We start from the raw sequence: 14,773 nt of genomic DNA, 5'->3' as shown, positions 1-14,773 counted from the left end.
GGAACGGTCTGGCGGTCCCTACGATCCCTATTGTGGATCTTCGAATAGCTCCTGTATCATCTTTTCCTTGTTATTCAGAAATTGCTTGGTGATGATAAAATGATCGGTTTCCTCCAGTGTCCGGATGTCGATCCCTTCATGTGTCAGATGATACAAGATGGAATCTGGATACGCCATCAAAATGGGGGAATGAGTAGAAATGATAAACTGTGAGCCCTGCTGCACCAGCTCGTGAATCCGTGCAAGCATGGCCATCTGGCGCAAAGGCGATAACGCAGCCTCCGGTTCATCCAAAATATACAATCCTTGTCCTCCAAACCGATGCACAAAGGCAGCAAAAAAAGACTCGCCATGCGACTGCTCATGCAGCGATTTGCCTCCGTAGGAGTTTCGAATAGGTGGGCCTCCACCTTCGCGATCCAGCTCGTCGATATGAGTCGCCACATTATAGTAGCTTTCCGCCCGGAAAAAGAAGCCATCCCTCGGCTTTTCTATCCCTCTCACCAGCCGGATATGCTCATGCAGTGAGGAATGCGTGGCTTGTGTAGAAAAATTAAAATTTTTAGTACCGCCCTCTGGATTAAATCCCCACGCGACCGCGATTGCCTCCATAAGCGTCGATTTACCTACACCGTTTTCTCCAATAATATAGGTAACGGAAGGATGGAATTTAAGTTCATTCCACTGGTGTAAGGCTTTTAAGTTAAACGGATATTGGCTCTTGTCAGCATCTGGAGGCCATATCAGCTCCAGGCGACGTATAAAAAGATTACGATCCCATATACTCATGTCCAGTTCAGCTCCATTGCCAAGCAATTCACTAGGTTTTCCATTATTATATTGGAATTATTTACAGCAATCAAACTGAAACCCCATTTCGTAACCCTTCTGTTGTTATTCAAACGATTATTACAGGTATAATATATAGTAATGTTCATCGGGCATGAAATCTAAGCACTTCATTCCGTGTACATCTCATTCTTTTCCAAGCAGGTGAATCTATGAAATCTAATCACAAACCGATTCAATCCTTTAAAATCGTACAGTTCGTGATGACCGTCTACAGGCAACGATTGACACGTATTCTGCTACCACTGGCTGTACTGGCTTTTATTATATGGGAGGCCGGACGAGAACTAAAAGACTTTAATCTGGCGCGTATGCTTCATGAGCTGCGGCGAATGGATGCCACCTTTCTGATCGAGATTGGCTTGTTCTCACTAGCTGCCGTGGCGGCTATGAGCGCATACGATTACGTAATCAGGCATCATTTCAAGCTTCAGGTCAAGCCTGGAACGACATTTCGCTATGCCTGGATCTCCAATACCTTCAATAATGTCTTTGGTTTTGCAGGCTTTACAGGAGCGGGACTTCGCACAGTGCTGTATAAAAAAAGCGGGGTGCCGTTGGGTGTCATCACCTCTGCGGTCGTATTTCTTTCGCCAGTCGTCATTACCGGACTATCTTTGCTGGCTTGGGGAGCCATTGTCCATCTGTATCCGGTACAGCCTGTACTGGATGCTCATCCGTGGCTTCAATGGGCGCTGTGGGGAATGGCATTGTACCTGCCGCTATTTCTGATCATGCAGCGCTCCAAACGGTACTCCACATGGTTCAACAAGGGAGAAGGACAGCTTTCCTGGTCCACCATCTCCGCTTCCATCAGTGCTTCCCTGCTGGAATGGCTGCTGGCTGGCCTTACCTTTGCATGGATCGGCTCGCACTTGCTCCATGAACTGCCGATGCATGCTGTGTTCGGCATTTATGTAATAGCCGCGATTGCCGGGTTGATCAGTCTTGCACCCGGAGGGGTCGGTGCATTCGACATCATTGCCCTGCTCGGGCTGCAAATGGCGGGAGCCAACTCAGATCGGGCACTGGCTGTGCTGCTGGTCTTTCGTGTCTTTTATTACATCATCCCGTGGCTCATCGGCTTGGTATTAGCCGCGCTGGAAATGATTCCGCGTAACGAGCGCCTGAATCAGCTAGCTGAGACGGGCTGGGACTACTCCCTTAATGCGTGGCAGAAGGTATGGGGCTGGCCTGGTCAATTCCGGTTTTTGGCAGATCTAGGAGTATGGGCGCTTGGTAAGCTGGTACTCATCTCCGGCGTGGTGCTTCTTTTGTCGGCAGCTACGCCAGGTCTGTTATATCGGCTCCGTTTTGCTGAGCATTTGCTCAGCCTGCCCGTCATGCGCTTGTCGCATGAAATCTCAGTCATCATCGGGATTATGCTTGTCGTCCTGTCCCACGGAATCTCTCTGCGTATTCGCAGAGCATTACGACTGACATTGATATTGCTGCTGGCCGGCGCCATTTTCACCTTCATTAAAGGTCTGGATTTTGAAGAAGCCTTATTCCTACTGTTCGTGGCGTTAATGCTATGGATCTCGCGCTCGCGGTTTTATCGGGTCAGTGCACCACTGAATCGGCACAATATTTTAATATGGGGCGGATTATCTCTACTCGTAACCGGGGCTTATTTTATCATTGGGGCAGGCTCCAATACTCCGTTTATGCGCCATTTGCACGCCAAGGTCCATCTGGACTTTTTTATGAACCGGAGCGATTACGGAGTTACTGCCGTGTTTAGTCTGATTTTGGCATGGGTTTTCCTGACGGTGTATTTCTTTCTTCGACCTCAGCGTGGTATCAGCAATCTACCCGACGCACAGGAGCTCGATAAGCTAAAAGAATTTTTGGAACGACAGGGTGGTAATCTCGTTTCCCACATGCTTTTTCTGGGCGATAAATATCTGTATTGGACCAAAAATGAACAGGTCGTCATTCCCTATGCCCGCAGTCGGGACAAACTGATTGTATTAGGTGACCCACTCGGTCCAAAAGAACGCGTGAGTGAAGCGATTCAGGAATTTCAGCGGTTCGCAGATCGGTATGCGTTAACGGCTGTATTTTATCAGGCATCACCGGAGTATTTGTCCATCTATCACGAGAACGGCTATCGCTTTTTCAAACTGGGCGAGGAAGCATTGGTGCCGCTGGAATCCTTTACACTGACGGGCAAAAGCAATCAAGCGCTACGCAGCGCCAAAAACCGCTTTGACCGCGATGGCTACTCATTCGAAATCATCCAACCGCCTCTAGAGGCGTCACTGATTGAGGAGATGCGACATGTTTCGAATATTTGGCTGGACGGGCGCAAGGAGAAGGGATATTCACTCGGCTGGTTCAAAGAGCCCTATCTTCAGTTGGCGCCGATTGCATTGCTAAAGGACTCTGAAGGAAAAGTTATCGCTTTCGCTACGATGGCCCCTGCCTATGATCATGGACGGACGGTCTCCATTGACCTGATGCGCCACTTGCCTGACACGCCAAATGGCACAATGGATTATTTATTCACACGGGTCATTGAGTGGGCCAAGGAGAGTGGATATACGACATTTAATCTGGGAATGGCACCGCTGTCCCAGGTAGGGCAAAGCGAAAAGGCATTGCGCGAGGAAAAGCTGGCTCGACTTGTTTTTCAATACGGGGGACATTTTTACGGCTTTCAGGGGCTTCGGCGCTTTAAGGATAAGTTCAAGCCGCAATGGGAGCCGCGTTATCTGGCCTATCCGGCTTCTGTCTTTCTACCGATCCTGACGCTGGAGCTGGTATATCTCGTGTCCAAACGCTCGGACTAAACAAAGGGCTAACCAAAAGGCTTTTGACACCTAACACGACGTAAAAAAGGGTGTTCCCCAACCACGAACGGTTGCAGGAACACCCTTTTACATTCACAAATCTTCTTAGAAGCTACCTTTTACAACAACTTCAGACAGTGGGAAACGTCCTGATGGACGTGCTGGTACTTGTGCCTTACCTACGCTAATAAGCAGGGTTGGCAGGTAACGTGCCGGAATATTGAATTGCTCGATCAATTGTGCTGGAATGAAACCGCCCATTGCGCAAGTGTCGTAGCCCAGAGATTTAGCAGCCAGCATAATGTTTTGTGCTGCAAAAGCAGAGTTCAGGATGGCGGCATCGCGAGCTACTTGCGGGTTTTGGTACGCGCCGTTGATTTGACCTACCAATGCGTCACGGATTTCCGCTGGCAGTGCGCCTGCTTCTACCGCTTGATCATAAATGACGGTGTTACGGTTTGCTTCCAAATCACCCAATACAGCAATCGTAACGGAACTTTCCACTACTTGACCCTGATTGTAGGCGATAGGTAGCAATTTTTGCTTGTCCGCTTCGCTTTCGATGACAAGGAATTTCCAATGTTGAAGGTTCCAAGCGGAAGGAGCTTCTATCGCGGCAGTCAAAATAGCCTCCAAATCTTCCTCTGGCAATTTAAAATCCTTAACATAGCTCTTTACCGCGTGTCTTTCACTAATAGTAGATAGAGTTTCATTTTTTGGACTGCTCGACATTCTAGGCACTCTCCTAATTTCTTAATATATATCTAACTTGAATCCTCATTAACTTCCCAAACTACTGCAATTATAAAAATGATAGTGAATGATGTCAATATGTTTAAGTATGACCCTGCACTCAAAATACAGTACAATACGGATAAAGACATGCATATCGGCATATGCCTGCCGATGGGACAAGACACGGGTGAGTTCATTTTGTTCTCATTTGAATTAAAAAAGGAGCGTTACTATGATTGGATCGTTTAAAAAAACGGATATTGCTTTGTTTGCCGCCTGGGTTGTAGCTTGTGTGGCAACTTTGGGCAGTCTGTATCTCAGCGAGATTTTGGGGTATGAGCCTTGTAAGCTGTGCTGGTTTCAGCGCATTCTGATGTATCCCCTGACCCTTCTGCTCGGAATTGCATATTTTCGAGGAGATTCGGGGATACGTCGTTACGTCATGCCGTTGGCTATCATTGGAGGCGCGATTGCGGCCTATCATTTTATCATTCAGCGCATCCATGCAGCCGCCAAAGCAGCTGCGCAAACTTCAACTTCCTGCGGCAGAGTATCCTGTGAACAGGATTACCTGAACTGGTTCGATTTTATCACCATTCCTTTTCTCGCACTGATCGCCTTTATCCTTATTATTGCAGCCATGGGTTATATCATGCGTCAGGAGAAAAAATCAGCTCAAGGAGAGGTACAAGCAAAGGAACTCGCATAAGTATGAAAGAGACCTAATTATAGGACCCGTTACCACCAAGAGGCGTATAATCCGCTTGCCCAAGGAAAGACTGTAACTAAATATATCCATTGCATATGTGCTATAATGTAAAAGGTTTGCAGTCTGTCCAATAACGCTTATATTCCTTATAGAGGGGGCCAGTCCATGTTTCATATTAGCACCCCATTGCTGCAATATGGCGCAACCTTCGGTATGATCTTAATCGCTATATCGGCTATTTTCATCCGTATGAAGACAGGTCATCGCCCGATTAATGCCAAAAAAATCATCATTCCTCCGCTCGGCATGAGCACCGGGTTTATGATGTTTGTGGTGCCAGAGGTACGGGTTCCCTGGCTTTGGGCGCTGGGCGCTTTTCTGGTCGGCTGGTTTATTTTTTCTTACCCGTTGATCCGCAGCACCAAATTTGAATTGCAAGAAGGGCTGGTTTTCGTGCAACGCTCACGTACCTTCTTTTTTATCCTGATCAGCCTGCTGATCATCCGATTGCTGTTGCATGAATTTATTCAGCATTACATTACCATTCCGCAGACAGCAGGGCTATTTTTCATCCTAGCCTTCGGGACCTTGTTACACTGGCGGCTTCGTATGTATTTCCAATATCGTCAGTTCGTTCCGAACGAGGCGGAAGTTCGCATCTGACAAACAGGTTTTTAACATGCATGCTCGCATGTTGCTGTATAGACCAAAAAGACACGTTCTCCTAACAGGAGCCGTGTCTTTTTGGTCTTTTAGTCTATCAGGTCTACATTATGCATTCCGGAAAAAGGAGCTACTCGATTGCGTCCCTCTGTCTTCGCAGTGTACAGCATTCGATCTGCCTGAACATGCCTGGGACTGGAACGGACATGCAGCGGATGCTTATAGCAAAAGAGACCGTCCTCTGGACAGCCCCTTTTTCTGTAACATGTCTAGCTCATTCAACCCGTTAGTCTGTATGTCACCGATGAATGCCTGCTTTTATTGCTGGGTCAAAATGATCGGACCCTCTGCCGTAATGGCCAGCGTATGCTCGTATTGCGCAGACAAGCCGCCGTCCAACGTACGTGCGGTCCAGCCGTCCGCATCAATTTTACTGCGGTATGTGCCTGTGTTAAGCATCGGCTCAATTGTAATGACCATGCCCTCTTTTAAGCGTGGTCCACGGTGCGGCGGTCCGTAATGTGGAACCTGCGGTTGCTCATGCATCTCTTCCCCGATGCCGTGCCCAATAAATTCGCGTACGACCGAGAAGCCTTCCGCTTCCGCGTAGGTTTGTATCGCATGGGAAATATCTCCGATCCGGTTACCGATAACAGCTTGCTCAATCCCTTTATACAGTGATTCCTTGGTAACGTCCAGCAGCTTTTGCGCCTGCTCAGACACATTACCTACCGCATACGACCAAGCGGAATCTGCCAGCCAGCCATTCAGGTTCACAACCATGTCGATCGTCACGATGTCCCCGTCCTTCAACGGTGTCTTATTCGGAAAGCCGTGGCAAATCACATCGTTAGGTGAGCCACATGTTGCAAACTGGTAGCCGTTATAGCCCTTTTGCTCCGGTGTTGCGCCATGCTTCTTCATAAAGGATTCTGCGAAAGCGTCGATTTCCAGTGTCGTAATGCCTGGCTTGATCATTTTGGCAATTTCCCGGTGGCAAGCAGCCAAAATGTCTCCAGCTTTTTTCATATTTTCAATTTGTTCTTTGGTTTTAATGATAATCATTAAACGGTCTCCTTCTTTTCCGTGTTCGTTCCACTTTTCACTGCTTCTTTTTTCTGCTTCTATTGTAACGCTAAAAGCAGCGAAATGGAACCGATGTCAACTGACACCGTTTACAAGGATCTTAAACGGGGTATATAATACTCCATAACTTGTATACCAGTATGCAAAATTATTTCCAAGATAGGAGTATCCTATGAAATATCCAACAACCTGGTTACAGGGCGCATCGCTTGGGGAAAGGATTGCTTGTGAACTTCGGCTTCAGATTATACGGGGTATTCAGACGCCAGGTACTGTGCTATCTGAGAATCAGATTGCTGCCGATTTTGGTACCAGTCGTTCTCCGGTGCGTGAAGCCTTGAAGGCACTCTCGGGCGAAGGACTGATCCGTTTGGAACGCATGGGGGCGGTTGTCGTCGGCATGACACCCGGTGATATGGAGGAGCTATTCGATGTGCGAATGCTGATTGAGCATTTTGTTGTACAAAGGTATGTACATAGTGATAATGCCACATTGGTGACTGTTTTGAATCAGATGATTGACAAAATGGAAGTCGCTCTCAAGTACAGGGATGTCGTTGAATTTTCTCTTCAGGATTTTAATTTTCATGAGGCTCTGGTTCTGGAAGCAGGCCATACCCGTATTCTTCATACCTGGAACGGTATGAGACAGTTAATCCTGACGGTCATGTTAGCTGCGACAGAACAACGATTTGCGTCCAACATCGAAGAATCACAAGTCACGATTCACAAACATCGAACCTTTGCAAACGCTTTAAATCAAGGGAATGCTCAGGAGTTGTCGGGATTTATTGAGGATCATTACCGTGATACCCGCAACGCGGTTAACGACAGCGTCCTGTCTCCCTACAGAAAGACATCGTCCTAGCCGCAACATGCGTGACAAAGAGCCGATGTACCGCGCTTCATGCGTTTCTTGCTGGCGCGGTTCTCTTTTACATTAAAGTTGTCGACAAGTATACATTTAACTACACATATAAGAATAAGGAGGCATACCTTCATGAACACATTATTCGGCTTAAGCCATAACGCGTCCCTGCTCATATGGGCGCTAGTTACCGTCATTCTTTTGATTTTGCTGATTGCCAAATTCAAATGGAATCCCTTCGTTTCACTGCTGCTTTCGTCGGTATTTCTCGGACTGGTTAACGGGATGCCGGGACATGAAGTTACTGCCTCCATTACCAAGGGGCTCGGTAGTACGCTAGGCTCCATCGCCATCGTGATCGGTTTAGGCACCATGCTCGGTAAAATGATGGCAGAATCCGGGGGTGCCGAACGCATCGCGACCACACTGATGGATCGTTTTGGTGAAAAACGCGTTCATTGGGCGATGATGATCGTAGGCTTTATCGTGGGTATTCCAGTATTTTTTGAGGTTGGTATTATTTTATTAATTCCCATCCTGTTCACGGTTGCCCGTAAAATGAATATGTCTCTGCTGAAAATCGGTATTCCAATGCTGGCAGGACTATCGACGGTACACGGCCTTTTACCGCCCCACCCGGCTCCGATGATCGCGATTGAAGCCTTTAACGCCAATATTGGACGCACGATAGGATATGCACTCATCGTGGGCATTCCATCCGCCATTATTGCAGGCCCGGTCTTCGGCGCTTGGATTGGCAAAAGAATCATGGTCAGACCTTCCGAGAGGCTGGACGAGCAGTTCAGAAATACGACGGGACGGTCGTTGCCTCCTTTTTGGATTACTCTGTTCACCATTTTGTTGCCTGTTATTCTAATGCTTAGCGGATCAGTCGCAGAAATCGTAGACCCGGCCAATACACATCCGCTCACTGTATTTTTCAAATTCATTGGTGATGAGGTTATGGCATTGCTGATTGCGGCTGTGTTCTCTTTTTTCTCGCTAGGCTATGCACGTGGTCTAAAGAAAGAGGACTTGTCCCGTTTTACCAGTGAATGTCTGGCACCAACAGCCTCTATTATCTTAATTATCGGGAGCGGCGGTGCATTTAAAACGGTATTGATCGACAGCGGTGTAGGTCAGGCCATTGCAGCGGTCGCTACAGGAGCCCATATGAATGTGATTGTATTTGCTTTTCTGGTCGCTGCGCTCATTCGTGTAGCCACTGGATCAGCGACAGTCGCGATGACGACAGGCTCCGGTATTGTCGCACCTGTGCTGGCACTTACTCCCGGCGCGAATGTCGAACTGGTCGTCCTTGCTACAGGAGCCGGGTCGCTGATCTTGTCTCATGTGAATGACGCCGGTTTTTGGATGATTAAAGAGTTTTTCAATATGACGGTTCCGCAGACTCTAAAATCATGGACCGTTATGGAAACCATCCTCTCCCTGGTCGCTTTCGGTTTGATTATGCTGCTGAGTGTGTTAATTTAACGATAATGAGCTAATAACGGTAAGTGAAGGGGAGATTGAATATGACAGACACCCGATATATGATCGGCGTCGATATCGGCACAACCAGTACCAAAGCGGTGCTTTTCGAAGAAAACGGCAATATTGCCGCCCAGCACCATGTGGGCTATCCGCTCCATACACCTGAGCCGGATGCGGCAGAACAGGACCCGGAAGATATTTTCAAAGCTGTCGTAACGACGGTGCAAGAGATCATGAAACAAAGCGGAGTGTCAGCCGAGCATGTGCTGTTCGTCTCCTTTAGTTCGGCCATGCACAGTGTACTGGCGGTGGATAAGAACGGCAAACCGCTGACCGCCTCCATCACTTGGGCAGATAACCGTAGCGCCAAATGGGCCGAAGCGCTCAAACATGAATACAACGGACACGACATTTACTTACGTACCGGAACGCCCATTCATCCCATGTCACCGCTAACGAAACTGATGTGGATTACACGGGATTTACCGGATATTGCGGCCCAGACGTATAAATTCATTTCCATTAAGGAGTACGTTTTTGCCCGGTTATTCCACCAATATGTCGTGGACCACTCGATTGCCTCTGCAACCGGACTTATGAATTTGCAGCAGCTGGACTGGGATGAGGAAGCACTGCACATTGCAGGTGTGACGAAGGAGCAGCTATCCGAGCTGGTGCCGACAACTCATGTGCTCAAAGGGCTGGATGAGACCTATGCGCATGACATGGGTCTACTGAAGACGACTCCTTTTGTAATCGGGGCCAGCGATGGTGTCTTGTCCAACCTCGGTGTGAATGCGATCAAACCTGGAGTTGTCGCGGTTACCATCGGCACCAGCGGAGCCATCCGTACCGTAGTTGATAAGCCGCTCACGGATGCCAAAGGGCGCTTTTTCTGTTACGCCTTAACCGAAAAGCTGTGGGTCATCGGCGGCCCGGTGAACAATGGAGGTATAGTCTTCCGCTGGATCCGGGATGAATTTGCAGCCTCCGAGGTGGAAACGGCCAAACGACTGGGACTTGATCCATATCATGTGCTGACCCAAATTGCGGAACAGGTACGTCCTGGCTCCGACGGTCTGCTCTTTCTTCCGTACTTATCCGGTGAACGTGCGCCCCTGTGGGACCCAAATGCTCGCGGCTCCTTCTTCGGTCTGTCCCTGCGTCACAAAAAAGAGCATATGATTCGCGCCGCTCTGGAGGGTGTGCTGTTCAATTTGTATACCGTCATGCTCGCCATGGAAGAAGTCATCGACAGACCGTCAGTCATTCACGCCACTGGTGGATTTGCACGCTCGGAGCTATGGAGACAGCTCATGGCGGATATTTTCGATCAGGAAGTCATTATCCCCGAAAGTCTGGAAAGCTCATGTCTGGGCGCAGCTATTCTGGGCTTGTACGCGCTGGGACGGATTGATTCGCTGGATGCTGTGTCCGGTATGATCGGTACCACTCACCAGCACAAACCTGTAGCAGAACACGTGGATATTTATCGCGATTTACTACCGATTTATATCCGCATTTCACGTAAATTCGAAGAAGAGTTCAAGGATATTGCGGAATTTCAGGCCAAGTCCCTACAATCTTAAATTAGTGGAACCTGTTCTAACGCTGCTGCGTATTACCTTTTTATAAAAACCTGTCTATGTCAGTTGGGCAGGGTAAGAAGGAGGATTAGACGATGCTTAAACAATTACTGCACCGCCTGCTACATTCCACCTCTCATTCTCATAAGCGGCGATACAGCAGCTCAGACCATTATTACGAACGTGAACGTAAACACCATTCTTCTTCAGACGGTTACAAGAATAGCCACAATGGGCACCGATATTACAAAGATAAACGCCGTCATTACTCCAGTTCTTAGCCAAACAACAAGAAGTAGCGACGGAATAGAGCGTACCACAAGAAGCATGCCACAGGCTCCTTCAAACCCTATAAAGCGAAGACCCTTCTCATCTCAAGGGCCTTCGCTTTATTGTTGTGCGCCCTTCGTTATGCAGGGCAACATCTGTGCATTTTACAGGAAATCGGTTATGACCGAAATTACAGAAACAGGGTTTTAGAGATGATCACCAGCAAAATAAACAGAACAAGAATCGCTCCTACAGAGGTCCATGCTCCTACGCCGCAACCCATACCGCCTACTCCACACATATGACTCATTTACAACACTCCCTTCGCTCATTTACAGAATCATTGTATGTAGACCTGGTCAAATGCGTAAGGGGGGCATTCCCCCATTTTTGCGGCGAATGCCTGTTTATTTTTAGGGACTATCTATGGGTTAATCTCAAGCAGCAACAATGCTTCCTCCAGCTCTTGCATAAACTGTCGGCTATTCTCATAACGTGGCCGAATCTGAAAAAGACGCTCCAGCATTTGACGCACAGGTGAACTCAGTTTCAATTCTTCCTGCCAGCTTGCTGGCGGTTGATCTGGCTGAGGCTCGTAACTGCTATACAGCATAAAAAGCATTAAATGTCCGACATCGTACAAATCGCTGTAGACGGCGACGTCTTGTCGCTCAGGTGCGCGCTTTTCCAGCATGGATTCGGTAAATACATCTTCCTGTCGCTCTCCCATCGCCAGAGCAAGACCAAAGTCGATCAGGTAAGGCTTCCCCTCGCGGTGAATCACATTGGGAATGCGGATATCCCGATGGATATAGCCCCGTTCATGCACATGCAGAACTCGCTCCATTAACTCCAAAATGTAGACAACGCATTCCTGTTCTGTAAAGGAACGCTCCTGTTCAAATATAAGCTCCTCCAGCGTCATGCCAGAGATGTATTCCATGACCACAACTATTCCGTTCGAATGCTCGACACTTTCGAGTAGCTTCGGAATATTGGGGTGTTCCATCTGCCGCATAATATGAGCCTCTCGCTGCAATAGCTGAACTGCCTTTGCCCGTTTGCTCGGTCTGGGCAATTTCACCGCCACCTCTTGTCCGCTGTGCCGATCCAAACAGAGATAGGTCAGACCATAGCTCCCCATGCCTAAAAGCGAACAAACATCATAACGTCCGCTCAGCAAGTCACCAGGCTGTTTCGGATAATCCATCCATGATTCAAATGCGTTCCGCAACCAAGCAAACATACTTATATCCTTTCCTCTACATGCCGCAGCAACGTTTCTTATGCGGCTTGTTCGTATTCTTGTATTCCGTTATTATACCATCCACGATAAAAGACCATCAGAACCGGGAAGGTCTGATGGTCTTTATCAGAAAAGATGCTGGTTATGCCTCTCTGCGTCTGCGCGGTGTCAGACCAAGCCAGGACAACAACGAACTGCGCGATTTTCGTTGCCTGCCCTGGTAGGTACGCAAATTCGTAATTAACTGCCGGTCCCGTTCCTCATCGATCCTTTCTTTCATCCAGCGTTTTTGGTCCTCCAGTTGGTTAGACAGGCTGATATTCTTTTCCACCAAACGGCTGTGCTCTGCTTCCAGCTCCTCCAAACGGCTCCGCATTTCCAACAATGCAGTTTGCACCATGTCCTGCATCTGCGCCAGTTCTTGCGGCTCTACGGACTCCTGCGTTTGTACGGATACAGGTGCTTGCTCCAATCTATACTCAATGGTAGATGCCAAAGTCTGGAACTCCTCCTGCGACTGTAGCTGCATCATGGGTTCCTCTGACAGTTCCTGAGCATTCATTTCATCCTGTAACTCTGTCAGTTCAACCGTAGCAGCAGCTTGCGCCTGCATGACCGTCTCTTCCCTGCCCTCAGCCGCCGCCATTATTTCTTCCCAGGTTGCGGTCAGTGACTCAGCATCCGAGATGGGTGGCAAGCGGAATTCCTCATCCTCCATTTGAAAGGGAGCGGTCACTCTCTCAAGCACCACCTGAACCGCCTGCTCCATCGTCATATGCTGTTCACGCAATGCCCAACGCATCACCTTCAAGCACTCAACATCCTCAGCACTGAACATTCTCGATTGATTCGCGGAACGCTGAAACACATACCCTTGCTCCTCCAGCGCCGCTGCATATTTACGAAGGGTACTCGCCCCGATTCCCAACTGCTTTGCTGCTTCCGTTGTCGATTTGCTTTCTTCCATTTAATCATTACCTCCCCGGATGGTATGGAAAGAAATTAGCTTGTATATGTAGAATTCGCGAAATCCATTGGAAACCCTTTGGCAAAAATGTTCTAATATTGCAGACTGCTAAGAACCTTTGTCATAACGGAATATTTGTAGAAATACAAGAAACGACATTGTAAGAGAATACTTTCGTTTTATGTACCCTTCAGACTCTTTAAAGAGCGTCACATAAATGTCACACTTTCATGATTTCTATGGCACCATTCCTTCCATCAACATGGTCCATGTTATAATTTATACAGCGGTCACCTTAAATATAAATTGAAACGTCCTCTCCTACCTTCCAGTAAAAGTATTGATAATTTACGTTCATTCTACAATTAATCCTAGAAAGACACCTCTATTTACAGTTCATTTTTAATTTTCCAGAATGGAGACAAAAAAATGGATATTTTCAAAAGATCAGCAATATGTTATGTTATGTAACGTAAAATGGATTTCAGGCATAATTTGTAGCATATTAACGTTCGCTGGAACGAGGAGGCAACATAGATGAAGGGGAAGGCAAGGAAAGTAGCTATTGTCGGCGCGGGAATGGTCGGTTCGAGCTGTGCCTACTCAATGGTTAATCAGTCCATTTGTGATGAGATCATGATGATTGACCGCACGTATGATCGGGCTTTGGCCCATGCACTGGATCTGTCCCATTGTATGGATTTTACGTCCACACGTACCAAGGTACGTGCAGGCACGTATGCAGACTGCACGGATATGGACGTTGTGATTATAACGGCTGGAGCCAACCCTAAACCGGGTCAAGACCGCCTATCTGTGCTGGATGACGCAGTGCTTATTACCAGAGAGATTGTAACAGCGATTATGGAGGGTGGTTTCGACGGTATATTCGTCATTGCCGCTAATCCTGTCGACATTGTAACGTATATGGTACAAAGTATATCCGGTCTGCCGCGCAACAAGGTGATCGGCACGGGCACCTCCATTGACTCATCCCGACTCAAGACGTTGCTTTCTGAGGTGTTTTCCATAGATCCGCGCAGCGTACAAGGATATGCGCTTGGCGAGCATGGCGAATCCCAATTCGTTGCCTGGTCACATGTCACGATTGGTGGTAAGCCACTCTTGCACATTTTGCGTCAGCATAAGGAACGATTCAGCCACGTCGATCTGGACGACATTGCCCGTAAAACTCGGGATGCAGGCTGGGAGATCTTCACCCGCAAAGGCGCCACTTATTTTGGTATTGCCAATGCGCTGGCGTACATTACTCGTTCCATTTTAAATGATGATGGTAAAATTATAGCGGTCTCTGCTGTATTGGACGGCGAGTACGGACACACCGATGTCTGCACGGGCGTTCCGGCGATTATCGGCAGCAGAGGAATTCAAGAGGTCATCGAGCTGGAGCTAAGTCCGGAAGAACAAGCCAAGTTCGACGCCTCTTGCCACCTTATCAGCAATAATATCCGTGCCATTTCAGGCTTAGTGTAAACCAATAGCAC

Annotated in this window: 15 protein-coding genes; 9 read left to right on the top strand and 6 right to left on the bottom strand. The window is 48.0% G+C overall.

The genetic code is table 11. The features are described 5' to 3' along the window. Positions 1-27 precede the first annotated feature (27 nt). The gene (locus NSQ58_RS16205; RefSeq protein ID WP_023986740.1) at positions 28-789 is read right to left on the bottom strand and encodes an AAA family ATPase; all 762 of its coding nucleotides are present in this window, start codon (positions 787-789) and stop codon (positions 28-30) included. 212 nt (positions 790-1,001) lie between these two features. Between NSQ58_RS16205 and mprF the strand changes: the two genes are divergently transcribed. Next, positions 1,002-3,644: a bifunctional lysylphosphatidylglycerol flippase/synthetase MprF gene (gene mprF, locus NSQ58_RS16200; protein ID WP_068941073.1), complete on the top strand. Its 2,643-nt coding sequence runs from the start codon at positions 1,002-1,004 to the stop codon at positions 3,642-3,644. A gap of 105 nt (positions 3,645-3,749) precedes the next feature. On the opposite strand, the gene NSQ58_RS16195 is transcribed toward mprF, so the two are convergent. Then, positions 3,750-4,376, bottom strand: a complete 627-nt coding sequence (locus tag NSQ58_RS16195; protein WP_023986738.1) for a nitroreductase family protein — start codon at positions 4,374-4,376, stop codon at positions 3,750-3,752. A gap of 99 nt (positions 4,377-4,475) precedes the next feature. On the opposite strand from NSQ58_RS16195, the gene NSQ58_RS16190 reads away from it, so the two are divergent. The 3 genes from NSQ58_RS16190 to NSQ58_RS16180 all read left to right on the top strand — a co-directional run bounded on the left by NSQ58_RS16190 (position 4,476) and on the right by NSQ58_RS16180 (position 5,751). After that, positions 4,476-4,628, top strand: coding sequence for a hypothetical protein (locus NSQ58_RS16190; protein WP_023986737.1), 153 nt, complete (start codon positions 4,476-4,478; stop codon positions 4,626-4,628). Further along, positions 4,612-5,088, top strand: coding sequence for a disulfide oxidoreductase (locus NSQ58_RS16185; protein ID WP_023986736.1), 477 nt, complete (start codon positions 4,612-4,614; stop codon positions 5,086-5,088). Before NSQ58_RS16190 ends, NSQ58_RS16185 begins: the two co-directional genes overlap by 17 nt. 165 nt (positions 5,089-5,253) lie before the next feature. Then, the gene (locus tag NSQ58_RS16180; protein WP_023986735.1) at positions 5,254-5,751 is read left to right on the top strand and encodes a CcdC family protein; all 498 of its coding nucleotides are present in this window, start codon (positions 5,254-5,256) and stop codon (positions 5,749-5,751) included. A gap of 318 nt (positions 5,752-6,069) precedes the next feature. Here the strand turns inward: NSQ58_RS16180 and map are convergent, their stop codons facing one another. Next, entirely contained in the window at positions 6,070-6,816 is a 747-nt protein-coding gene (gene map, locus NSQ58_RS16175) for a type I methionyl aminopeptidase (protein WP_013308498.1), read from the bottom strand. A 193-nt stretch (positions 6,817-7,009) separates the two neighbouring features. Here map and NSQ58_RS16170 point away from each other — a divergent pair, with 193 nt between their 5' ends. From NSQ58_RS16170 to NSQ58_RS16155, 4 genes are all read left to right on the top strand, one after another. Further along, on the top strand, positions 7,010-7,705 hold the full coding sequence (locus NSQ58_RS16170) for a GntR family transcriptional regulator (RefSeq protein ID WP_071559407.1): 696 nt from the start codon (positions 7,010-7,012) through the stop codon (positions 7,703-7,705). Positions 7,706-7,837: 132 nt separating this feature from the next. Next, on the top strand, positions 7,838-9,199 hold the full coding sequence (locus NSQ58_RS16165; RefSeq protein WP_028541193.1) for a GntP family permease: 1,362 nt from the start codon (positions 7,838-7,840) through the stop codon (positions 9,197-9,199). A gap of 41 nt (positions 9,200-9,240) precedes the next feature. Beyond that, positions 9,241-10,788 carry a gluconokinase gene (gene gntK, locus NSQ58_RS16160; protein WP_028541194.1) on the top strand — a complete coding sequence of 516 codons (1,548 nt, stop codon included), beginning with the start codon at positions 9,241-9,243 and terminating at the stop codon, positions 10,786-10,788. Between the two features lie 92 nt (positions 10,789-10,880). Next, positions 10,881-11,066, top strand: a complete 186-nt coding sequence (locus NSQ58_RS16155; protein ID WP_075153617.1) for a hypothetical protein — start codon at positions 10,881-10,883, stop codon at positions 11,064-11,066. A gap of 179 nt (positions 11,067-11,245) precedes the next feature. Here NSQ58_RS16155 and NSQ58_RS16150 read toward each other — a convergent pair whose 3' ends face one another. From NSQ58_RS16150 to NSQ58_RS16140, 3 genes are all read right to left on the bottom strand, one after another. Continuing rightward, on the bottom strand, positions 11,246-11,365 hold the full coding sequence (locus NSQ58_RS16150; protein ID WP_013369112.1) for a hypothetical protein: 120 nt from the start codon (positions 11,363-11,365) through the stop codon (positions 11,246-11,248). A 114-nt stretch (positions 11,366-11,479) separates the two neighbouring features. Further along, positions 11,480-12,301 carry a serine/threonine protein kinase gene (locus NSQ58_RS16145; protein WP_341057852.1) on the bottom strand — a complete coding sequence of 274 codons (822 nt, stop codon included), beginning with the start codon at positions 12,299-12,301 and terminating at the stop codon, positions 11,480-11,482. Between the two features lie 142 nt (positions 12,302-12,443). After that, positions 12,444-13,268 carry a MerR family transcriptional regulator gene (locus NSQ58_RS16140; protein ID WP_341057851.1) on the bottom strand — a complete coding sequence of 275 codons (825 nt, stop codon included), beginning with the start codon at positions 13,266-13,268 and terminating at the stop codon, positions 12,444-12,446. A 537-nt stretch (positions 13,269-13,805) separates the two neighbouring features. Here NSQ58_RS16140 and NSQ58_RS16135 point away from each other — a divergent pair. Next, on the top strand, positions 13,806-14,762 hold the full coding sequence (locus NSQ58_RS16135; protein ID WP_023986728.1) for an L-lactate dehydrogenase: 957 nt from the start codon (positions 13,806-13,808) through the stop codon (positions 14,760-14,762). The last annotated feature ends 11 nt before the right edge of the window (positions 14,763-14,773 follow it).

Source organism: Paenibacillus sp. FSL M7-0134, assembly GCF_038007865.1.
Taxonomy (GTDB): Bacteria; Bacillota; Bacilli; order Paenibacillales; family Paenibacillaceae; genus Paenibacillus; species Paenibacillus polymyxa_B.
The sequence above is the reverse complement of the archived record's forward strand: the minus strand, read 5'-3'. Positions and strand labels throughout refer to the sequence as shown.

Coding starts and splice junctions, on each gene's coding strand:
- NSQ58_RS16205 (WP_023986740.1), bottom strand. CDS start 789: ATGAGTATATGGGATCGTAATCTTTTTATACGTCGCCTGGAGCTGATA.
- mprF (WP_068941073.1), top strand. CDS start 1,002: ATGAAATCTAATCACAAACCGATTCAATCCTTTAAAATCGTACAGTTC.
- NSQ58_RS16195 (WP_023986738.1), bottom strand. CDS start 4,376: ATGTCGAGCAGTCCAAAAAATGAAACTCTATCTACTATTAGTGAAAGA.
- NSQ58_RS16190 (WP_023986737.1), top strand. CDS start 4,476: ATGTTTAAGTATGACCCTGCACTCAAAATACAGTACAATACGGATAAA.
- NSQ58_RS16185 (WP_023986736.1), top strand. CDS start 4,612: ATGATTGGATCGTTTAAAAAAACGGATATTGCTTTGTTTGCCGCCTGG.
- NSQ58_RS16180 (WP_023986735.1), top strand. CDS start 5,254: ATGTTTCATATTAGCACCCCATTGCTGCAATATGGCGCAACCTTCGGT.
- map (WP_013308498.1), bottom strand. CDS start 6,816: ATGATTATCATTAAAACCAAAGAACAAATTGAAAATATGAAAAAAGCT.
- NSQ58_RS16170 (WP_071559407.1), top strand. CDS start 7,010: ATGAAATATCCAACAACCTGGTTACAGGGCGCATCGCTTGGGGAAAGG.
- NSQ58_RS16165 (WP_028541193.1), top strand. CDS start 7,838: ATGAACACATTATTCGGCTTAAGCCATAACGCGTCCCTGCTCATATGG.
- gntK (WP_028541194.1), top strand. CDS start 9,241: ATGACAGACACCCGATATATGATCGGCGTCGATATCGGCACAACCAGT.
- NSQ58_RS16155 (WP_075153617.1), top strand. CDS start 10,881: ATGCTTAAACAATTACTGCACCGCCTGCTACATTCCACCTCTCATTCT.
- NSQ58_RS16150 (WP_013369112.1), bottom strand. CDS start 11,365: ATGAGTCATATGTGTGGAGTAGGCGGTATGGGTTGCGGCGTAGGAGCA.
- NSQ58_RS16145 (WP_341057852.1), bottom strand. CDS start 12,301: ATGTTTGCTTGGTTGCGGAACGCATTTGAATCATGGATGGATTATCCG.
- NSQ58_RS16140 (WP_341057851.1), bottom strand. CDS start 13,268: ATGGAAGAAAGCAAATCGACAACGGAAGCAGCAAAGCAGTTGGGAATC.
- NSQ58_RS16135 (WP_023986728.1), top strand. CDS start 13,806: ATGAAGGGGAAGGCAAGGAAAGTAGCTATTGTCGGCGCGGGAATGGTC.